At 63.4% G+C, this 20,667-nt stretch carries 19 protein-coding genes and 2 tRNA genes; 10 read left to right on the forward strand and 11 right to left on the reverse strand.

Annotated elements, in window-relative coordinates:
• Nucleotides 1-65: 65 nt before the first annotated feature.
• Nucleotides 66-142: transfer RNA gene (locus XB14_RS13355), tRNA-Pro, on the reverse strand.
• Between the two features lie 319 nt (nucleotides 143-461).
• Here XB14_RS13355 and XB14_RS13360 point away from each other — a divergent pair.
• Nucleotides 462-899 carry a hypothetical protein gene (locus XB14_RS13360; protein WP_077962106.1) on the forward strand — a complete coding sequence of 146 codons (438 nt, stop codon included), beginning with the start codon at nucleotides 462-464 and terminating at the stop codon, nucleotides 897-899.
• A gap of 65 nt (nucleotides 900-964) precedes the next feature.
• Here the strand turns inward: XB14_RS13360 and XB14_RS13365 are convergent, their stop codons facing one another.
• Nucleotides 965-1,147: a YegP family protein gene (locus XB14_RS13365; protein ID WP_034801332.1), complete on the reverse strand. Its 183-nt coding sequence runs from the start codon at nucleotides 1,145-1,147 to the stop codon at nucleotides 965-967.
• Nucleotides 1,148-1,266: 119 nt separating this feature from the next.
• Nucleotides 1,267-1,341, reverse strand: a tRNA-Gln gene (locus XB14_RS13370).
• Between the two features lie 214 nt (nucleotides 1,342-1,555).
• On the opposite strand from XB14_RS13370, the gene XB14_RS13375 reads away from it, so the two are divergent.
• From XB14_RS13375 to XB14_RS13385, 3 genes are read left to right on the forward strand one after another with little or no spacing between them, the layout of a single operon-like run.
• A complete protein-coding gene (locus tag XB14_RS13375; protein WP_077962107.1) occupies nucleotides 1,556-1,852 on the forward strand; it encodes a cupin domain-containing protein in 297 nt (98 codons plus the stop codon).
• A 17-nt stretch (nucleotides 1,853-1,869) separates the two neighbouring features.
• Nucleotides 1,870-2,793, forward strand: a complete 924-nt coding sequence (locus tag XB14_RS13380) for an MBL fold metallo-hydrolase (RefSeq protein ID WP_077962108.1) — start codon at nucleotides 1,870-1,872, stop codon at nucleotides 2,791-2,793.
• Between the two features lie 2 nt (nucleotides 2,794-2,795).
• Nucleotides 2,796-3,248 (forward strand): thiol-disulfide oxidoreductase DCC family protein, encoded by a 453-nt coding sequence (locus tag XB14_RS13385; protein WP_077962109.1) that lies wholly within the window; start codon nucleotides 2,796-2,798, stop codon nucleotides 3,246-3,248.
• A gap of 12 nt (nucleotides 3,249-3,260) precedes the next feature.
• Here the strand turns inward: XB14_RS13385 and XB14_RS13390 are convergent, their stop codons facing one another.
• Nucleotides 3,261-4,169 (reverse strand): DUF1499 domain-containing protein, encoded by a 909-nt coding sequence (locus tag XB14_RS13390; protein WP_077962110.1) that lies wholly within the window; start codon nucleotides 4,167-4,169, stop codon nucleotides 3,261-3,263.
• Nucleotides 4,170-4,436: 267 nt separating this feature from the next.
• On the opposite strand from XB14_RS13390, the gene XB14_RS13395 reads away from it, so the two are divergent.
• A complete protein-coding gene (locus XB14_RS13395) occupies nucleotides 4,437-4,820 on the forward strand; it encodes a hypothetical protein (protein WP_077962111.1) in 384 nt (127 codons plus the stop codon).
• Nucleotides 4,821-5,119: 299 nt separating this feature from the next.
• Nucleotides 5,120-5,392, forward strand: coding sequence for a hypothetical protein (locus XB14_RS13400; RefSeq protein ID WP_077962112.1), 273 nt, complete (start codon nucleotides 5,120-5,122; stop codon nucleotides 5,390-5,392).
• 54 nt (nucleotides 5,393-5,446) lie between these two features.
• Here the strand turns inward: XB14_RS13400 and ppdK are convergent, their stop codons facing one another.
• Nucleotides 5,447-8,113 (reverse strand): pyruvate, phosphate dikinase, encoded by a 2,667-nt coding sequence (gene ppdK / locus XB14_RS13405; RefSeq protein WP_077962113.1) that lies wholly within the window; start codon nucleotides 8,111-8,113, stop codon nucleotides 5,447-5,449.
• A 318-nt stretch (nucleotides 8,114-8,431) separates the two neighbouring features.
• Between ppdK and XB14_RS13410 the strand changes: the two genes are divergently transcribed.
• Nucleotides 8,432-10,261 (forward strand): caspase family protein, encoded by a 1,830-nt coding sequence (locus XB14_RS13410; RefSeq protein ID WP_179119587.1) that lies wholly within the window; start codon nucleotides 8,432-8,434, stop codon nucleotides 10,259-10,261.
• A 1-nt stretch (nucleotide 10,262) separates the two neighbouring features.
• Here XB14_RS13410 and XB14_RS13415 read toward each other — a convergent pair whose 3' ends face one another.
• The 4 genes from XB14_RS13415 to XB14_RS13435 form a co-directional block, all read right to left on the reverse strand.
• Nucleotides 10,263-13,724: a chromosome segregation SMC family protein gene (locus XB14_RS13415; RefSeq protein WP_077962115.1), complete on the reverse strand. Its 3,462-nt coding sequence runs from the start codon at nucleotides 13,722-13,724 to the stop codon at nucleotides 10,263-10,265.
• A 232-nt stretch (nucleotides 13,725-13,956) separates the two neighbouring features.
• Nucleotides 13,957-14,328, reverse strand: a complete 372-nt coding sequence (locus tag XB14_RS13425) for an endonuclease domain-containing protein (RefSeq protein ID WP_077962116.1) — start codon at nucleotides 14,326-14,328, stop codon at nucleotides 13,957-13,959.
• Nucleotides 14,329-14,411: 83 nt separating this feature from the next.
• On the reverse strand, nucleotides 14,412-15,248 hold the full coding sequence (locus XB14_RS13430) for a DsbA family protein (RefSeq protein WP_077962117.1): 837 nt from the start codon (nucleotides 15,246-15,248) through the stop codon (nucleotides 14,412-14,414).
• Nucleotides 15,249-15,467: 219 nt separating this feature from the next.
• Nucleotides 15,468-15,974: a DUF721 domain-containing protein gene (locus XB14_RS13435; RefSeq protein ID WP_077962118.1), complete on the reverse strand. Its 507-nt coding sequence runs from the start codon at nucleotides 15,972-15,974 to the stop codon at nucleotides 15,468-15,470.
• A 92-nt stretch (nucleotides 15,975-16,066) separates the two neighbouring features.
• Here XB14_RS13435 and mutY point away from each other — a divergent pair, with 92 nt between their 5' ends.
• From mutY to XB14_RS13450, 3 genes are all read left to right on the forward strand, one after another.
• Nucleotides 16,067-17,155: an A/G-specific adenine glycosylase gene (gene mutY / locus XB14_RS13440; protein WP_077962119.1), complete on the forward strand. Its 1,089-nt coding sequence runs from the start codon at nucleotides 16,067-16,069 to the stop codon at nucleotides 17,153-17,155.
• A gap of 57 nt (nucleotides 17,156-17,212) precedes the next feature.
• Nucleotides 17,213-17,830, forward strand: a complete 618-nt coding sequence (locus XB14_RS13445; RefSeq protein ID WP_077962120.1) for an HAD family hydrolase — start codon at nucleotides 17,213-17,215, stop codon at nucleotides 17,828-17,830.
• A gap of 98 nt (nucleotides 17,831-17,928) precedes the next feature.
• A complete protein-coding gene (locus XB14_RS13450; RefSeq protein ID WP_077962121.1) occupies nucleotides 17,929-18,867 on the forward strand; it encodes a hypothetical protein in 939 nt (312 codons plus the stop codon).
• A 124-nt stretch (nucleotides 18,868-18,991) separates the two neighbouring features.
• Here the strand turns inward: XB14_RS13450 and XB14_RS13455 are convergent, their stop codons facing one another.
• Together XB14_RS13455 and XB14_RS13460 are read right to left on the reverse strand one after the other, a co-directional pair.
• Nucleotides 18,992-20,122, reverse strand: coding sequence for a site-specific DNA-methyltransferase (locus XB14_RS13455; RefSeq protein WP_077962122.1), 1,131 nt, complete (start codon nucleotides 20,120-20,122; stop codon nucleotides 18,992-18,994).
• Nucleotides 20,123-20,313: 191 nt separating this feature from the next.
• Nucleotides 20,314-20,664 (reverse strand): antibiotic biosynthesis monooxygenase family protein, encoded by a 351-nt coding sequence (locus XB14_RS13460; RefSeq protein ID WP_077962123.1) that lies wholly within the window; start codon nucleotides 20,662-20,664, stop codon nucleotides 20,314-20,316.
• Nucleotides 20,665-20,667: the final 3 nt, after the last annotated feature.

The following is a 20,667-nucleotide window of genomic DNA, read 5'->3' on the forward strand; positions in this document are numbered from 1 at the left end:
AGCTACCGGTCCGGCGCTTGGGCGCCGTGAACAACGGGAAAGATCAGCTAAGGGATTGATTTGGCTGGTCGGAGTGGCAAGATTCGAACTTGCGACCCCCACGTCCCGAACGTGGTGCGCTACCAGACTGCGCTACACTCCGTGACCAGCGGCGCCTCTATAGAACAGGCATTTTGATTTCACAAGCGCCTAGCTCGAAAAACATTGCGCCTTCTTCAAAAAATTTGTGACGGTGGAAAACTCATGCCGGAGTTGCGCTTTGCCTGCGCCCCCCCGATGCCCGCAGGACCGTGCGATAGGGACTTTCTGCAACGCTTCATATTTTCCTGAAACAGGAGCCGCGGCGTGGATTTCCTTTCGTCTCTTTTGGCGCTAGAGGCTCAACGGAAAGCGCGGAAAACCAGGGGATACGGGCTTCCGCACCATGCCTATTTCAGAACGAGAGCCAAAGGGACAGAAACATGAACTTCCGCATGATGACGGTGGCGGGCCTCGCGCTCGTGCTCGCCGGCTGCACGACGACCGGAACGGGGATTTCCAGGAACGCGGTCGAGGCGCGTTGGCTCGGCCAGCCGGCCGGCGGCTTCTTCGCCCAGTACGGTCCGCCGATCTCCGACGTCGAAAGCGGCAGTTCCACGGTCTATAGCTGGAAGGGCGGCTACAAGACCCGCAAGATCCCAGCGCAATACGAAACCACCAAGGACGGCAAGCGCGGCAAGCGCATTTCGTCGGCGCGCACCGAGTATCTGAGCTGCGCGGTGCAGCTTACCGTCTCGTCCGACTACGTCATCCGCTCGATCCACATTGCCGGCGACCGCAAGCGCGCCGAAGGCCCGAGCTGGTGCGAAGAGTTCCTCGGCGCCCCGGCTCAGACCAAGCCGGCCGTGGCCGCGGGCTAAGCTTCAGCAACAAAAAACCCGCCGGTGAAAATCGGCGGGCTTTTTCTAGCGAAATGGCGTCGAACTCAGCCGGCGCTGTTGTCCTCGACGGGCGCGTCGGGACCGTTCTTCTTGATCGAGTCGATGGCGTTCTGCGCGCTGGCCTTGGTCTTGTAGCCCTCGGTCGAGAACATCACTTCGCTGTTGTACTTGAAGCGAACACGGAACTCGCCAGCCTTGTCTTTGTAGATCTCGAATTTGTGAGCCATCTTCTCCCTCGCACAAGTTGGAATCAACGCAACTAGCGTGTCAGTTGCAGCGTGACTTGACAAGAGCGCATGCATATCCGGCGCATGCGCGCTCGCCCGGTCGAATGTTTGGAGAAGTGTGGCTGGGGCGCCAGGATTCGAACCTGGGAATGCCGGTACCAAAAACCGGTGCCTTACCGCTTGGCGACGCCCCAACGGATGTGGCGGGACGATGCGTCCACCAAATCGAGCGCCTGATTATCAAAGCTCGCCGCCCGTCACAATCACTAAGTTGGCACTAAGTTGAAATTTCGGCGGATTTGTTGGCGCCGTGTGCAAAACGCGCTTTACACGCCGCAGCGCGAGCCGCGTTTGCGCCCTTCCCTTCGCTGACCGCACCTCCTATTGTCCCGGCAGATGGAGAATGTCATGAGCCAGTTTCGCGCGCGTCCCCCCGCAGTTCCAAGCGTCCTCGTCGACGATGCGGTCGTCAGGATCACCCGTTGGGATTTCGAGCCCGGCGCCGACACCGGTCACCATGTGCACGGGCTCGGCTATGTGGTCGTGCCGATGACCGACTGCCAGTTCCTGCTCGAAGAGGAAGCCGGCAGCCGCCGGGTCGATATCGCCAAAGGAGCCGCCTATCGCCGTGAGGCGGGCGTGGCGCACAATGTCGTCAATGCCGGAGCCGAGCCGATGTCGTTCATCGAGATCGAATACAAGTGAAATCCAGGAAGAGACGCATGCAGGGCCCGGACTTCGATCTCGATTTCAAGCCGGCCCATGGCGAGGCCGTGACGGTTGCCGACGAAGTGCAGCGCATCACGGTCAACAATCCCGGTCCCTTCACCTTTCACGGCACGAACAGCTACATCGTCGGAAACCGTTCCGTTGCCGTCATCGATCCCGGCCCCGATGACGAGGCGCATTTCCGGGCGTTGATGACGACGCTCGAGGGTCGCGAGGTCACCCATATCGCCGTCAGCCATACGCATCGCGACCACTCGCCGCTTGCACGCCGGCTGAAGGCGGCGACCGGCGCGGTGATCGTCGGCGAAGGCCCGCACCGCTCAGCCCGCCCCTTGCATGCGGGCGAGAGCAATCCGTTCGCCGAGAGTTCGGACATGGAGTTCGCCCCCGATCTCGTGCTTGCCGACGGCGCGCGAATCGAGGGCGACGGCTGGAGCCTGACGGGGCTTGCCACGCCCGGCCATACCGCCAACCACATGGCCTTCGCGCTCGACGGCACCGGTATTCTCTTTTCCGCAGACCATGTCATGGCCTGGGCGACGACGATCGTCGCGCCGCCTGATGGCGCCATGGCCGATTACATGGCCTCGCTCGAAAAGCTGCTTTCCCGCGACGACCGTCTCTACCTGCCCGGCCACGGCGGGCCGGTGAGCGAGCCCGCCGCGTTTTTGCGGGGCTTGCGCGCTCATCGCAAGATGCGCGAGCGCGCGGTGCTCGAACGCATCCGCGCCGGCGACATCAGGATTCCCGAGATGGTCAAGGTCATCTATGCCTCGACTGACGTCCGGCTGCATGGGGCGGCGGCACTTTCGGTGCTCGCCCATCTCGAAGACCTGATCGAGCAGGGGCGGGTCGAGACCGATGGACCGCCCTCGCTTCTCGGCGCCTATCGGCTGGCGCCCGGCGGAGCCGGCTGATCATGCGGCGCGAGGCCTACTGCTATCGCAACGATGCTTCGGTGCCCGCCTTTGCCGACGACAAGCCGGTGATCGTCTTCGACGGCGAATGCATCTTCTGCTCCGGCTGGGTGCGCTTCCTGCTTCGCCATGACCGCCAGGCGCAATATCGCTACCTCACGGCACAGTCGCCGCTTGGCCAGGCGCTCTACCGGCACTACGGGCTTAATACCGTCAGCTTCGAAAGCAACATCCTGATCGAGAATGGCGTCGCCCGCTTCAAATCCGACGGGTCGATCCGGACGCTAGCACGGCTGGGCCTGCCCTGGTCGCTCGTGAACATATGCCGGATCCTGCCTGCTGCCCTTCGCGACCCGCTCTATGACCTCGTGGCGAGAAACCGCTACCGCATCGCCGGCCGCCGCCAGAGCTGCATGGTGCCGACGCCTGAGGAGCGTGGGCGCTTCATCGGCTGACCGCAGACAGGATCAATCGCCGGCAATACCCAACAGCTCGGCATCGAGCGCCCGCAGGAATTGATCGGCGAAGGCGGCGCCCATGCCGAGATCATGAGGCCCGTAACGCGAGGCGACGCGCAGGTCGACGAAGGTGGTCTCCGCCTCTTCGCGCAGCCGGATCAATACATCGAAACGAAAACCCGCGATCAGCGTGCGCCACTCGCCCTGCAGCACGACATCGCTGGCGCGGCGCCCTGCAATCGCGCCTTCGAGAGCCATCTCCGGGCGCGCCGCCGGAACGGGTACATTTTCCGGTTCGGCATTCGTGTCCGCGCCCGCATTCGGCCGAACCGCCAGATCCTCGAGATCGGCGCGGGCATTCTCGACGCCGAGCTCTTCCGTAATGCCGACACGGTTCTGCTCGATGACGTTGCGCACCCCCTGATAGACGCGGTCAAGCGCGCCATCGTAACGCCGGCCGGTCAGGGCCGGATAGGCGAGGATCTGCGCTTCGCGATCCTGAGGCGTCACCGCCGCCTTGCGCTTCAGCCAGCTCTCTTCCGCCTGCGGCACCTTGAGCCACGGCGGCGGCGTCACGGTATCCGTGCTGACATCGTAGATCTCCGGGCGAGTGAGATACTGCACGACGCCGTAGCCGATGAAGCCAAGCGCCGGCGCGGCATAGACGAGGGCTGCGGCCGAGGCGAGACCACCAATCGCAGCAACCTTCCACAGGCGCGCCAGTCCGACGACGGCAAGCAGAACGCCCGAGACGGCAAAGAGGCCGGCCAGGCCAACAAGAGCAAGGAAATGCGGCGTCGTCAGCGGGCCGAAGCGGTGCGCCAGCAGCGATAGCGCGAAGAGCAGGAAGGAGACGCGAGCGAAGCGGCGCGCCCAGTGGGCGGCATAGGAATAGGGGCGCTCGTACCGGACCATCATGTAGTTGAATCAATTCCCTGCCGCGAAACAGACCGCATTCTTAGACCATGCCCCGTGCCGAGGAAACAGGCAATGCAGCAGTCCGACACCGCGCCCGGGCTCCCCCCTCAAGCTTTGCCGCAAAATCGCCATTCTCGTTAACCACCTATCAACACATGGGAATGTGCCCGCGCGCCCGGGATTCGATGGCACGCGGCGTTTCAATCGGAGGCAACGGCCAGCGCGCGACATCAGGCAAGGGCGCTCGGCAATCGACGGAGAACCGACATGGGCGCATCGCAGGCAGCCGTGGCCATCGCCACCCCCTCTGTCCTTCCTGCAGGAGACGGCGGCATCCCCATGGGGCTCATCGAGCTCGAACTCTCCCTCGACGGTTTCTCCGGCAACAATGCCGATTTCACGAGCTTCGTTCACACCGTCGCGGACAAGGCCGGTGGCGAGTTCCTGTTTGCCCTGCCAGCCTCGGATCTGATCGAAGACTGCCTGAGCATTGCCGTTCTGCGTTTGGGTGATGTGGAGGGCGACGCCTCGATCCTGTTTGCGTGCCTCGACGAACAGGGCAGAGCCGTCCGTATCGAGCATCCGAGCGACACTACGCGCGACCTCGAACGCTTCGCCGAATCCTTTGTCGGCGTGCTCGAACGCATGTAACGCGACGGGCCTGCACCGGTAAAACTAGAACCGTTCCCCGTGGGCTTGGCGAGACTGCCATCGGCGGTGAAGCTCGTCCTGATCGACCAGCCCCGACACGTCGGCGGCCAGCAGCGGATGCCCTGGTGTACAACCGGAGCCTGACACACAATTGCCGCCGTTCATTTCGCTTCTAGATACAAGTCCCTATATTGATTGTGATTCGAGGCGTTGAGCGGCGTGCCACTCGATTGCTCACGGCGAGACACCCGCCGGCACGGCTTTACACGACCCGGTTGCGCCCAGGAGGCGCGAGAACCATGACAACCCGACTGTCCATCCTTATCGCAGCCGCGCTTCTCTTGACCGCGTGCCAGACAATGACGCCGGAGGAACGGCGCATCGCCGACGGCAACACCTGCGCCTCCTACGGTTTCCGCCGCGGCACCGATGCGTTTGCCACATGCCTGCAGCGGATCGAACTCGACCGCCGCGCTGAATCGCGCGCCTTCCGCTACCAGAACGACATGATGATGTGGGGCTGGGACCGGCCGGTCATCGTCTCGCGACCGGTGATCGTTCAGGCCAGGTGAAGCAATTACCCATGACGAAGCCAACGCCGCGCGAGCGGCGCTGGCCATAGGACGTCACCCCTTGCCGTTGATCGCGGCTTGCGCGGCGGCAAGCCGGGCGATCGGCACGCGGAAGGGCGAACAGGAGACGTAGTCGAGGCCCGCGTCCTCGCAGAAACGGATCGAAGCCGGGTCGCCGCCGTGCTCGCCGCAGATGCCGAGCTTCAGGCCGTTCTTGGTCCGACGACCGCGCTCGGCGGCGATCTGGATCAGCTCGCCGACGCCGTCGAAATCGAGCGAGACGAAGGGATCCTGCTCGATGATGCCCTTCTGCTGGTAGGTCGCGAGGAATTGCGACGCGTCGTCGCGCGAGATGCCGAAGGTCGTCTGCGTCAGGTCGTTGGTGCCGAAGGAGAAGAAGTCGGCCGCTTCGGCGATCACGCCTGCGCGCAGTGCCGCGCGCGGCAGCTCGATCATCGTGCCGACGAGATAGTCGATGCCGATGCCTGCCTCGCCGATCACCTCCTTGGCGACCGCATCGATGCGCGCCTTGACGTAGTCGAGTTCCGCCTTGAGGCCGACAAGCGGCACCATGATCTCGGGAACGACGGCTGCTCCGGTCTCGTGAGCCGCTTCAACAGCCGCCTCGAAGATCGCGCGCGCCTGCATCTCGGCGATCTCGGGATAGGAGATCGCCAGCCGGCAGCCGCGGTGGCCGAGCATCGGGTTGAACTCGTGCAGTTCATCGACGCGCTGGCGCAGTTCCGACGGGTCGAGCGAGAGTGCACCGGCGACGTCGGCGATTTCCTCGTCCGTCTTCGGCAGGAACTCGTGCAGCGGCGGGTCGAGCAGGCGGATCGTCACCGGCAGGCCGTGCATGATCGAGAACAGCTCGGCGAAATCCGAGCGCTGCATCGGCAAGAGCTTGGCGAGCGCCGAACGGCGACCTTCCTCGTCGTCGGCGAGGATCATCTCGCGCATGACGTTGATGCGGTCGTCCTCGAAGAACATGTGCTCGGTACGGCAAAGGCCGATGCCTTCGGCGCCGAAGGAGCGCGCGGCGCGCGCGTCCGCCGGTGTTTCGGCGTTGGTCCGGACGGTCATGCGGCGCGTGGCATCTGCCCAGGCCATGATCTTGCCGAAGTCGCCGGAAAGCTCCGGCTGCAGCATGGCGATCGCGCCCTTCAGCACCTGGCCGGACGAACCGTCGACGGTGATGACGTCGCCCTTCCTGAGCGTTACGCCGCCGGCGGTCAGCAGTTCGTTGCGAAGGTCGACACGAATGCTGCCGGCGCCGGAAACGCAAGGGGTGCCCATGCCACGGGCAACGACGGCCGCGTGACTGGTCATGCCGCCACGGGTCGTCAGAATGCCTTCGGCAGCGTGCATGCCGTGAATGTCTTCCGGGCTGGTCTCGACGCGCACGAGGATGACCTTGCGGCCTTCCTTGTCGGCCTGCACAGCTTCCTCCGAGGTAAAGACGATCTCGCCTGTCGCCGCCCCCGGCGAGGCCGGCAGGCCGGAGCCGATGATGTCGCGGCGCGCATGCGGATCGATGGTCGGGTGCAGCAACTGGTCGAGCGAGGCGGGATCGATGCGGGCGACGGCCTCCTGCTCGGAGATCAAACTCTCCTCCGCCATATCGACGGCGATCTTCAGCGCGGCCTTCGCGGTGCGCTTGCCCGAGCGCGTCTGCAGCATCCAGAGCGTGCCACGCTCGATGGTGAATTCGAGATCCTGCATGTCGCGATAGTGGCGCTCCAGCGTATCGCAGATCGAGCGAAACTCAGTGAAGGCCTCCGGCATCAGCTTTTCGAGAGACGGCTTTTCCGAGCCTGACGCAAGGCGCGCGGCTTCCGTAATGTTCTGTGGCGTGCGGATGCCGGCAACGACGTCCTCGCCCTGCGCGTTCACCAGAAACTCGCCGTAGAGCTCGTTCTCGCCGGTCGAAGGGTTGCGGGTGAAGGCAACGCCGGTTGCCGAGGAATTACCGAGATTGCCGAAGACCATCGCCTGGACATTGACGGCGGTTCCCCAGGCGGCGGGGATGGCATGCAGGTGGCGATAGGTGATCGCCCGCGGGTTCATCCAGCTGGAGAACACGGCGCCGATCGCGCCCCAAAGCTGCACTTCCGGGTCCTGCGGAAAGGGTTCACCAAGCGCCTCCTCGATCGCCTCCTTGTAGCGGGCAATGACGCTCTGCCACTCCACCGCCGAAAGCTCGGTGTCCTGCTCATGGCCGAGGCGCGCCTTTTCGTCTTCCAGGATCTCCTCGAAGACGTCGTGGTCGACGCCCATGACGACATCGCCATACATCTGGATGAAGCGGCGGTAGCTGTCCCAGGCAAAGCGCGCGTCGCCGGCGTCATGGCCGAGCGCATGCACGGACTGGTCGTTGAGGCCAAGGTTCAGGACCGTGTCCATCATGCCCGGCATCGAGGCACGGGCACCGGAGCGCACGGACAACAGCAGCGGGCGGTTCGTGTCGCCGAAGATGCGACCCGTAACCTCCTCCATCCGGTTGATGCCCTCGCGCACCTGGTCGCGAAGGCCATCCGGCATCTGCCTGTCATTGTCGAAGAAACTGTTGCAGGCGTCGGTGATGATCGTCAGGCCGGGCGGCACCGGCAAGCCGAGGTTGCACATTTCGGCAAGGTTGGCGCCCTTGCCACCCAGGCGCTCGCGATCACCCGCACGTCCCTCGGCCTTGCCCCCACCGAAGGTATAAACCCATTTCGTCATGCCTGCTCTCCACCCAGAAACAGTCTATGATGACGATTTACAGTATATGCTTCAGGCTGAAAATGCACCCGGCGAAGATTTATGCTGCAGCGCATCATATTATGTAACAGGGCAACATACTGGCAAATTTTCCGCCAAGGGCACCGATGCAGCTCGCCATGGCATCGCCGGATGCCGGTATTGCGGGCTTTCGATGGCCGGATGGCCCGATTGCAGGTTAAATGATAATTACCTAATATAAATGCGCGACGTGGCAGCTTCACGGGCAACCCGTCAGCAATCCGTTTCAGTCTTGGAGGCCTCGCCCCGGAGATGGTCATGAAATGGCGCGCATGTCTGCTGTCTCTCATCCTGTCTGCCTTGTCGGTGCTGGCGACCTTGTGTGCCGCAGACAGCGCGCTGGCTGAAGGAAGCGGAAAGCGATTGGCGCTTATCGTCGGCATGTCGAACTACAGCGCGGCCGGCGCTCTGCCGAACGCAGCACGCGATGCCGAAGCCTTCGACGCTTTCCTTAAGGATCAAGGATTTGAAACGGACCTGCTGCTCAATGCCGACCGGAAGGGCCTTGCCGCCGCACTCTCAACCTTTTCCCGAAAGATCCGCCCTGACGATACCGCCCTGTTCTACTATGCCGGACACGGCATGCAGTTGCATGGAGAGAATTTCCTCGTCGGTACCGATGCAAGGCTCGAAAGCGAGTTCGACGTGCCGGCCGAGACCGTGGCGCTGTCGGAGATCATCGGCGCGCTGGAGAAACGTGCGCGGATATCCATGGTCTTCCTCGATGCCTGCCGCAACAATCCGCTCGCCGAGCGGCTGACGCGCGAAGTGGAAGGGGCCACCCGTGGTGCGGCGACAAGAGGGCTGGCGCCGATCGAGACGCAGGGCGGCGGCACGCTCGTTGCCTTCGCAGCGGCGCCCGGGCAAGTGGCGGCCGACGGCACCGACGGGCATTCGCCCTTTACCCGCGCGCTGATCGCCAATCTCTCGGGCGCCGGCCTGGAAGTCGGCACCGCCTTCAAGCGCGTCGTTCGCGACGTGCGCAAGGAAACACAGGGTAAACAGCAGCCACAGATCCTGTCCTCCCTGTCGCTGGAGTTCTATTTCGGGCCGGAAACAGCAGCACCGCAGACTGAAGCGGTCCAGCCCGCCGTTGCAGTACCGGCGATCGACCCAGAGGCCCTTGTAGCGGAAAAGGACTTCAAGAAAGCGCTGAGGGTCGGCACCGCGCGCATCTGGCGCTTCTTCGTCGAAAAACATCGAACAGGCGAATATGCTCAGCTCGGACGACAGATGCTGGCGCAGATGGAGCCGGTTTCCCGCAGTCAAAGCACAACAGCGCAGGCAATCGAAGATCGATTGCTGCCCGGCAAGGACGCGCGCAGGAACGTGCAGTTGGCACTTTCAGCAAAAGGGCTTGAGATCGGCGCGGCCGACGGCGTCTTTGGCGAACAGACCCGTGCTGCCATCCGGCTCTACCAGAGCCAGAACCGGCAACCAATCAGCGGTTTCGTCGGCGAGCACACCGCCAAATCACTCGGCATCAGCTTTTCGCAAAGCATCGACGGCATCTACAGCGCCGCCAAACCCCGCGAGTACAACATCGACGACCTGAAAGGGCTGGAAACCGATGAACGTGTTTTGAAGGCGGTCGGCTGCCTGCCGCACTACCACATGGTTTATGGCATGTTTCAGGGCCATCTCTATGTCGCTGTCCAGTCCCCCGTTTACGTTCAGGCCTCCACGGCACAATTCTGGACGAAGCTCTGCGGCGCACATCTGGCGGCGATCACGTCGGACGCGGAGAACGAATTCGTCGCCTCGCTCTTCAATTCGGACGAGAGCTTCTTCAACACCGGCTACGATCCGCGCGGCACCGTCAGCTACAAGATGGGTCCATGGATCGGCCTCGTTCAGGCGCCTCAGGGAAAAGAACCGCGCGGCGGCTGGAGCTGGGACGATGGTGAACCGATGGTCTATTCGAAGTGGTTCGCCAACATGCCGAACGAAGACAAGAGGGGCGACGACGTCGGCATGTACTATGCCCATCGGGAAGGTAAGGCCGACGTGAGATCTTTGCGGGTCACAACCTGGGACGATATGGGGCCGCTCGACAGCACCAGCAGTTTTGTCCTCGAATTCGAGTGACCTAAACCACTTCGCGCAGACGCTCGGCCGTCTGCAGGTCGACGGAGACGAGCTGGGAGACGCCCTGCTCCGCCATCGTCACGCCGAACAGGCGGTTCATGCGGGCCATGGTGATCGGGTTGTGGGTGATGATGATGAAGCGGGTCTCGGTCGAAGCCGCCATTTCGTCCATCAGGTTGCAGTAGCGCTCGACATTGTGGTCGTCGAGCGGCGCGTCCACTTCGTCGAGCACGCAGATCGGCGCCGGATTGGTGAGGAACACGGCAAAGATGAGCGCCATCGCCGTCAGTGCCTGCTCGCCCCCTGAAAGCAGCGTCATCGTCTGCGGCTTCTTGCCCGGCGGGCGGGCAAGGATTTCAAGGCCCGCTTCCAGCGGATCGTCGCTCTCGATCAGTTGCAGCTCCGCCGTGCCGCCGCCGAAAAGATGCGTGAACAGCCGCTGGAACTGGACATTGACCACATCGAAGGCGGCGATCAGGCGTTCGCGGCCCTCGCGGTTCAGGTTCTGGATGGCGCTTCTGAGCTTGCGGATCGCCTCGATGACGTCGTCGCGCTCTCTGAGCAGGAGGGCGAGCTTTTCGGAAAGCTCCTTCTGCTCTTCTTCTGCGCGCAGGTTGACGGCGCCAAGGCGCTCGCGCTCGATCTTCAGCCGTTCGAGCTCGCGCTCGATGTTGCGCATGTCGGGCAGCGCCTCGTCGACGGCAAGTCCGGTCAGGCGCATGACCTCATGCGGCGCGCAGGAGAGCGCCTCCTGAATGCGTGCCTCGATCTCGACGCGACGTTCGCGGGCGGAGACCAGGCGCTCCTCGGCGCGGCCGCGCTTTTCGCGCGATTCCGCCAGCTCGGAAAGTGCTGTTGCCGCAAGGCGATCTGCATCGCGCTGCCGGTTTTCGGCCTCCGCGAGAAGGTCGGCCGCCTCGCGACGAGCCTGCTCCGCCTTCTGCAATTCGTTCATCAGCGCCCGGCGCTTGTCCTCGAACTCGTCGGGCGCATCGATCAGTTCCTCAACCTCGTCGCGGGCTTCCGCCTCGCGGTCGCGCAGCGTCGCAATATGCTCCTCGGCGCTTACCGCGCGCGCTTTCCAGGTCTGCCGCTCATTGGCAATCGCGGCGATGCGCCGCTGGCGGGCCTCGTTCTCGCGCGCGAGGCCATCATGAGCCGCACGGAACTCGGCAACGGACGCGCGATCCGCAGCCACATCTGCCGTCTGGGTGCGCAGCTTCAATTCCAGTTCCGAGAGATCCGGCGCATCCGCCAGCGCGTCGTTGGCCGTTTCGATCTGCTCGGCCACTTCCTCGACCTGGGCCTCGATCTGGCTGCGCGTTTCGGCGAGCACCGCGCGCCTGCGGGCAAGATCGCCGGAGGCACGCTCGGCAGCGGCAAGCGCGTCGCGTGCTTCGGCGAGTTGCCGGGTGATCATGCGTTGCGCCTCGCGAGAGAGCCGCAGCCTCTCGTCTTCGGCGCGGATGCGGGTTCCTGCAGCGGCAAGTTCCGCCTCGGCGCGGCGCAGGGCCTCCGCGGCACCGTCGGCCTCAGCGTCGAGCTCGGCCAGCCGGTTCTTCTGCGCCAGCCGCAAGGCGGCAGCACTTGGCGCCTCGGAGCCGGTGACGTGGCCATCCCAGCGCCAGACCGAACCCTGCTTGGTGACGAGGCTCTGGCCGGGCTTCAGCAGCGGCAGTAACCGCTCCGCATCCGCCTCGCTTGCGACGATACCGATCTGCTTCAGCGCGCGGGTCAAGGCATCCGGCGCCTTCACATGGGCAATCAGCGGGCTCACGCCTTCCGGCAATTCGTCGTCCCCGACATGATCCCCCGGCGCGCGCCAATGGGCCGGCGCGTCGGTTTCGAGCGGTGAGTCGAGATCGTCGCCCAACGCGGCACCGAGCGCGGTTTCGAAGCCACGATCGACCTTCATCTCCTCGACGACGGCGGGATAGGCGCCGCCCGACGCCGCTTCCAGCATGCGCCGGATGGTGCGTGCCTCGGTCTCGATGCCGTTCAACACGGCGCGCGCGCGATCGACGGGCTGACGCGCCTCGGCTTCCATGCGCCGCGCTTCGGCGAGCGATTCTTCGATCGCGATTACATTGCTCTCGGCTTCTTCCAGCGCGGCTTCGGCGACCTCGACCTGGCCCTGCTTTTCGTGCGGATCAGGAAGGGCGGCCATCTGGCGGTCGAGCTCATCGAGGTCGCGCGACTGGTCGCTGAACTGGCGGGCAAGCCGCGCCTGGCGCTCCGAGAGATCACGGAGAGTGCGTTCAAGCTGGTTGCGGCCTGCCTGTGCCTCGGCGCGTTCGGCCGTCAGCCGGGCCAGCACCACTTCGCTGTCGGCAAGCTTTTCATTTGCTTCTTCCAGCCGCTCGCACGCTTCGATCGCACGGTCGTCGGCCTCGGCCAACATGTCGCTCAGTTCGGCCTCTTCCTCGTCGAGGCGCGCAAGAATGCCGGCATTGTCGACGACAAGCCTCTCTTCGCGGGCGATGTCTTCGGCAAGTTGCGCCAGCCGGCGCTGCAATTCGTCACGCCGCCTCAGGATGCGACCCGCATCCTCTTCGAGCTGCGAGCGGGCGATCTGCAGACGCTGAAGGGCGGCCGCGAACTTCGCTTCGTTCTCGCGCAGCTCCGGCAGCTTCAGACTGGCGATCGCCTGGTCCTTGGCCGCCTGCATCTGCTGCTGCGCCTTTTCGGCGACAAGAGCGGTCACCTGATTGAGCTGGCTCGTCGCCTCGGCTTCCGCTTCCTTGGCCTGCACCCAGCGGATATGGAACAGGATCGCCTCGTGCTTGCGGATATCGGCCGAAAGCATCTTGAAGCGGTTGGCCTGGCGCGACTGGCGCTTGAGGCTCTCGATCTGGCTTTCGAGCTGCGAGGTGACGTCGTCGAGACGCTCGAGATTGGTCTCGGCGGCGCGCAGGCGCAATTCTGCTTCGTGGCGGCGAGAGTGCAGGCCGGAGATGCCGGCCGCCTCTTCCAGGAGCTGGCGACGGGCCTGCGGCTTGGCGGCGATCAGTTCGCCGATGCGCCCCTGCCCGACCATCGACGGCGAGCGCGCGCCAGTCGAGGCGTCAGCGAAAAGAAGCTGCACGTCCTTGGCGCGCGCTTCCTTGCCGTTGATCCGGTAGACCGAACCCTGCTCGCGCTCGATGCGGCGGCTGACCTGGATCTCGTCGCTATCGTTGAAGGCGGCAGGTGCCGTGCGGTCGCTGTTGTCGAGATAGAGACCGACCTCGGCCGTATTGCGTGCCGGTCGGTTGCCGGATCCGGAGAAGATCACGTCGTCCATGCCGGAGGCGCGCATGTTCTTGTAGGAGTTCTCCCCCATCACCCAGCGCAACGCTTCGACAAGGTTCGACTTACCGCAGCCGTTCGGCCCGACGACGCCGGTCAGTCCGCGCTCGATGATGAACTCGGTCGGTTCAACGAAGGATTTGAAGCCAAGCAGGCGAAGCTTGTTGAACTTCATGGGGTGTCATACCCCCCTCTGCCCTGCCGGGCATCTCCCCCACAAGGGGGGAGATTAGCAAGTGGCCATGTCTCATTCAGCCCGCGAGCATCGAGCGGCGGCAAAAGCGTGATCGACATCGGTCTTGATACGGCTACTAAGGAAACGAGCGGCGGCCCCAACCGATCTCCCCCCTTGTGGGGGAGATGCCCGGCAGGGCAGAGGGGGGTAAGCCACGTAACCGACGAGCGCTTCATTCAAACGCCCCCTTCCCGATCACACGCACGATATGTTCGCAGACATTGTCGATGTCCCGCAGCACATCGTCATTCCAGAATCGCAAAACGGTCCAGCCGCCAGCTTGCAGCCGTTGGGTACGTTGCAGGTCGTAGCCGGCATCGCCCGCCCTCGCATGCTGCGAACCGTCGACCTCGACGATCAAACGATGCGTCGAGCACGCGAAATCTACGATGTAGCCAGCAATCGGAACCTGGCGCCGGAAGCCGAGCCCCATCAGACGATGCGCCCGCAATTCATTCCAGAGCTTGAGTTCTGCGTCCGTCATCGCACTCCGCATGCGGCGCGCATTTGAACGGGCTTGCTTGGATATGTCAGCGTGAGGCATTTCGTAACCTCACTTGCAGCCTCAAAGACGAAAAAACGGGCGCACGGCTGCTGCCGTCGCCCGTTTTCAGGAAAAGCGAAGGATCAGAGCTTGCTGTCGATGAGGGCCGACATAACGTCAACCGACATGTCCCCCGAATAGTGCTCGCCATTGACAAAGAAGGTCGGCGTCGACTGCACACCGAATTCCTTGGCGCCCCGTTGCATAACAGAGTTCACATCATCCAGAAGTTTTTGGTTCGTCAAGCAGGCCTCGAAGCTCTCCTGTGTAAAACCGGCGAGTTTGGACATTTGCAGCAGAGCATCGCGGCCATTCTGGGCGGCAGCCCACTGCTGCTGCTGCTTGAACAACATCGAGATCATCGGGAAATACTGGCCTTCCGGAGCGCAGCGCGCCAGCATGAAGGCAGCCGCCGCACGCGGATCGAACGGGAATTCGCGCAGCACGAAGCGAACCTTGCCGCTATCGACATACTTCGTCTTGATCGCTTCGAAGGTGTTGTTGTGGAAGGCCGCGCAATGCGGGCAGGTCATCGACATGTATTCGACGATCGTCACCGGCGCGTTGGCGTCGCCGATCGCCATCTCCGGCAGCGCGCCCGGCTCCATCAGCTTGGCGACGTCGACGGAGCCTTCCGATGAGGGAAGCTCGACCTTGACGGGGGCGGCCGTCGTCTGAGCGACTTCGGTGCCGGCGGCCGGCTTGGCCTCGGTGGTTGCCGGCGTCGCGGTCGTCGATGCGGTGGTGGTCGCGTCCGTTGCCGGCTTGGTTTCAGCCTTGGTGGCTTCGGTCGTCGCGGCCGGGGCGGTCGATGCCGTTTCCTTCTTTTCGTCGCTGCAGGCAGCGAGCACCAGGGCGACGGTTGCGATGGCGGCACCGCTGAGCAGGCGTTTGGTAAGGTTCATTGCGGAAGCGGACATGATTTGACCCGTGTTCGGAGGGAATTGCAGTGCGGATTCGATATCTTGCCGCGCGCAGGGCGGCAAGTGGCGCGGCGTCAACAGAATTCAAAGAATTGTGACCGACCGATGGCTGCGCTGAAGTGCGTCGCGACCTTTCCGATTCGCTGCTTGCGCTTTAGGCCTCTGGTTTTCGCGTATGATGTCTCAAAGCCACCGCACACTTTTGCGCGACATGCTTTAGCGGCGGCGTGGATTGAGGACAGCCGTGCCCAGCCGACGCAGGGCCGCCTTCAGCTCCTCGCTTTCGATGCCTTCGACCATCGTCTCCAGCCGCCGCGCGGGCTCGCCCGAAAGCGGCTTCGGCTTGCCCCGGTGTTTCGGCTGCTGCGAGACGGGCTTTTGAACGATGCGCAGCTGTCCGATCGCATAGAAGCCGAAGAAGCCGTTGATGCGCTGGATCAATTCGCCCTGGGCATGGGTCAAAAACAGAGCGCGCGCGCCCTCGCAGGCGACAGTCAGGACGCCCGGCTGGTGCCCACCCTCGCCCATGATCTCGGAGGCCCGGCGCGGCCAGGCGATCTTTTCGGGCCGCGTGCAATCGGCAAAGTCCTCGCCGGCGATTTCGTCCCAGGAGCCGAGCAGCATGGTGTTGATGCCCGCCCGCTTGGCGAGCACCGGATCGATCAGGCCGTTCGCGACTTCGCTGATCTGGACGACGCCCTTCCGGGTCTTCTGCTCGCTCACGTATGGACTTTCTGTAGGCAATGTCGATTGAGCCTTGATGCCGCGGCTCCGCTCCGCCAAGTATAGGCCGGAAACGGAACTCCCGGCAAATCATGCACGATACGATACCGGCGGCGGACGCCGCGCCCCTGCTTTTGGAATGGTACGACAGGCACCATCGCGACCTGCCCTGGCGAGTTTCGCCGCCCATGGCGCGCCGAGGCATCGTCGCCGATCCCTACCATGTCTGGCTTTCCGAAGTGATGCTGCAGCAGACGACGGTGCAGGCGGTAAAGGCCTATTTCGAAAAATTCCTGTCGCTGTGGCCGACCGTCGAGGACCTTGCACGCGCCGACAACGAAGACGTAATGAAGGCCTGGGCGGGGCTCGGCTACTATGCCCGCGCCCGCAACCTGAAGAAATGCGCCGAGGCCGTCGCGAAGGATCATGGCGGCCGCTTCCCGGACACGGAGGACGGCCTGAAGTCCCTTCCCGGCATTGGCGACTATACCGCTGCCGCGATCGCGGCGATCGCCTTCAACCGCAGGAGCGCCGTGCTCGACGGCAATGTCGAGCGGGTGATCTCGCGTCTCTATGCGATCGAAACGCCGCTGCCGGCGGCAAAGCCCGAGATGCGGGCCCGCGTCGCCACCCTCACCCCCGGCGACCGGCCGGGCGACTTCGCCCAAGCGATGATGGATCTCGGCGCGACGATCTGCACGCCGAAACGGCCCGCCTGCTCGCTCTGTCCCTTTCGCGCCCACTGTCGCGCGCTTGTCGTCGCCGATCCGGAAACCTTTCCGCGCAAGGCACAGAAGAAGGGCAAGCCGCTTCGGCGCGGCGCGGCCTTTGTCGCGATCGACGCCGACAATGCCGTCTATCTGCGCAAGCGGGCCGAGACGGGCCTGCTTGGCGGCATGACCGAAGTGCCCGGCACCGACTGGACGTCGCGGCAGGATGGCGACACCTCGCTTGCCTCGCAGCCCTTTGCGGCAGCCTGGGAAGACTGCGGGACCATCACCCACGTCTTCACGCATTTCGAGTTGCGTCTCTCCGTCTATCGCGCCAATGTCGCGCGCGCCGGAACGCAGGCCAACGGCTGGTGGGAGCCGGTTCACTCGCTGAAGGCCCAGGCGCTGCCGACGGTGATGAAGAAGGCGATCGCCCAGGCGATCCCGCATGCCTTCAAGGCGGAACGCTAGCGCGGTACGGGCCCACCCGTCCCGCCCACTCCGAAAATTCAAGCAGGGAATTCGTTCATGAGCAGCATCGAAATCCGTCACATCGTCTTCGACATCGGCAAGGTGCTGATCCACTACGATCCCAACCTGCCCTATAGCCGCATCATACCGGACGAGGCCGAGCGCGAGTGGTTCTTTGCCAATGTCTGCACCCACGACTGGAACATCGAGCAGGACCGCGGCCGTTCCTGGGAAGAAGCCGAAGCGCTGCTGATCAAGGACTTCCCCGAGCGCGAAGAACAGATCCGAGCCTTCCGCAAATATTGGCAGGAGATGGTGCCGCACGCCTATGTCGAGACTGTCTCGCTGCTGGAGCGACTGATCGCCGAAGGGCGTGACGTGACGATGCTGACCAACTTCGCCTCCGATACGTTCCGCGAGGCCCAGGTCCTTTATCCCTTCCTGACATTGCCGCGCGGCGTCACCGTTTCGGGCGACGTCAAGCTGATCAAGCCCGATATCGCGATCTATGAGACGCACACGCGGACATTCGACCTCGACCCGTCGGCGACCCTCTTCATCGACGACAGCGTTGCCAACGTTGAAGCCGCCCGGCTTGCCGGCTGGCATGCGATCCACTTCGTCGATCCGGAGAAGCTGAAGGTCGACCTGGCAGCCTACGGCATCCATCCGTAGCCGGAATTGCTGACGCACGATGGTTGCTGTTCGTGACGGCCCGATTCCGCCACGAATCATCGTCACTACCTGTGATTGCTTAATCGCAGGAGTAATATATGAATAGTTTAGAATTTTCCGTAGTTCGTGATGGCACCGCCAAGGATGCACTCATCGACGAACTCTACGCGACGACCGAGGCCAGCTTTCGCGACGTGACCTCCCCGGAAGAGTTTGGAGAACAGTTTTCAGATACCCGTTTCGTCGTCGCCAGACGCGATGCCAAACTGGCGGGCTGGCTCAGCCTTCGGCCACCGACTGAAGGCGGCGACAAGAGAGCAGCCGATCCAGGTTGGCTGGCCATGCCGCCGCACGACCTGCACGACGCCGAAGTTCTGGCGCAGCTCCTTCGGCTTGCAGCCACGGAGGTCGGTCCAGAGGGCATTATCTGGCACTCCCGAACAACCGCCTTCAACCAGCAGGTCGTCGAGATGACCGGCGCGGTCGCGCTTCGGGACCTGTTCAGGACCTGGCAGGCGCCGCGCGAGCGCTGGCCGGCCGCAATCGCAAAACCAACGGATGGTGCCGTCGTTCACGCGGTCCATACGCCCCTTCCAGAAGATCTCCTCGCAAAGTTCTTGGACTTCCTCACCCGTGCGGGGATATCGAACTGCAGTGGAGAGACCTGCACCACGGCCTGGGACGCGGACGCCGTCGCCCAACGCTTCGCTGACTGGGATGAGGGCGGGCTGCTCATGCAGGTGCTGGAACATCGGCACCTCGTCGTCGCCGAGGCCTATGCCTTCGTCTGGAGCGACGAGATGATGATCAACATCACCGAGCACCAGGCCCCCGCTTCCGGGCTGGTTGCCCTGGTTGCCGCCCTGCTTCAGCGCTTTCCTAGCGCTCATCCCGAGATTGGTATCGCCACAGTCGAGTTGCAGGAAGACGAAAGAAAGCATCTCGAGCCTGTACTCGCCAGCTGCGGCTTTGAAGACAAAGGCCCGCGCACGCTCTTCCAGTTGCGGTCAGGAAACGAGGCATCAGGCAGCAACTGAGGCGAAATACAAACGCCCGGAATCCCCTTTTTTAGGATTCCGGGCGTTTAAAGCTCTCCTTCCGGGACTGAAGGTACAAAAACCGGTCGGAGCGCTTTTCGAAGGATCAGGCGGAACTGGTTGATCAGTTCAGTTTTGCCAGATCATTTCGAATGACGGTTCTGAGTTCGTCGATGGGCTTCAGGGTGTTCCCCTCTTCGAAGTGCCAGAATGTCCATCCGTTGCATGCATCAAGTCCCTGGACCTTGGCGCCCAGGCGATGAATTGAACCGGCCTCGCCGCCGGAAGCGACCGTGCCGTCGGCCCGAACGATGGCGCTGTAGCGGCGCTTGGCGTCCGTCAGAACCGTGCCGGGCTTGATCAGGCCGCTTTCGATCAACGTGTTGAAGGCGACGCGCGGCTCGGCCTTCTTGCCGGTCATGACCGAGAGCATCGCCTTGCCGAGCGGTTCGACCGCGTCAATGCGTGCCGATGCCGCGTCGATGTAATCCTGTTCGCGCTCGATGCCGACGAAGTGGCGGCCGAGGCGCTTGGCGACGGCGCCGGTCGTGCCGGAGCCGAAGAAGGGATCGAGAATGACGTCGCCCGGCTTGGTCGAGGCCATCATGATGCGGGCAAGCAGCGCCTCCGGCTTCTGGGTCGGATGCACCTTCTTGCCGTCGTCGCCTTTCAGGCGCTCGTGACCGGAGCAGATCGGGAACAGCCAATCGGAGCGCATCTGCACGTCGTCATTGGCCGCCTTCATCGCATCGTAGTTGAAGGTGTAGCCCTTGGCATTGGCGTTCGGCGTCGCCCAGATCAGAGTTTCATGGGCGTTCTGGAAGCGGCGGCCCTTGAAGTTCGGCATCGGGTTGGTCTTGCGCCAGATGATGTCGTTGAGGATCCAGAAGTGCAGGTCCTGCAGGATGGCGCCGACGCGGAAGATGTTGTGGTAGGAGCCGATGACCCAGAGGGTGCCAGTCGGCTTCAGGACGCGGCGGCAGGCGAGCAGCCAGGCGCGGGTGAAGGCGTCATAGGCTTCGAACGAGGCAAACTGGTCCCATTCGTCGTCGACGGCATCGACGACCGACTGGTCGGGACGGGTCAGCATGCCGCCGAGCTGGAGGTTGTAGGGCGGGTCGGCGAAAACGACGTCGACCGAATTGTCGGGAAGCGCATTGAGCGCCGCAACACAGTCACCCTTGATGATGCTGTCGAGCCAGCCCAGCGGACGGGTGGAACGGGAGACTTCGGCAAGCGAAACAACTGAAGACATGGACAACTCGCAAATACGCTTACTCGGAACGGACTATGGAGCTTATGGTTACCGAAGATGGTTACCAAAGCCTGAAGGCCGTTCCGAAAAAGTGCGTAGTCACGCTATGTTAGAGAGGTCTTCTGGAATGGACGGGAAAACGGCACGCGGCGTCGCGACCGTTTCGCGCTCCGTCTTGCGGACATCGAATTTCACGCAGCGTCGTGAACGGCGCGGCTGTCGGCCGGCGCTTCCTGGCGCTCGTTCATCCCGTAATCGCGGACGACCGAAGCGATACGCAGGCGATAGTCCGCAAAGACGCCGTGGCGCCCGGCATCCTGGGCGGCACGATGTTCGGCGCCGTTGCGCCAGGCCCTCACCGCCTCCTCGTCGCGCCAGAAGGACAGGGACAGCACCTTGTCGGGATTGGTCAGACTCTGGAACCGCTCGATCGAGATGAAACCATCGATGTCGTCAAGCAGCGGGCGCAGGTCGGCGGCGATGCCGAGATAGGCGTCCCGTCGGCCCTCAGCCGGCAGGACTTCGAAAATGACGGCAATCATGGT

Origin of the sequence: Ensifer adhaerens (assembly GCF_002007205.1) — a bacterium.
GTDB lineage: Bacteria > Pseudomonadota > Alphaproteobacteria > Rhizobiales > Rhizobiaceae > Ensifer > Ensifer adhaerens_D.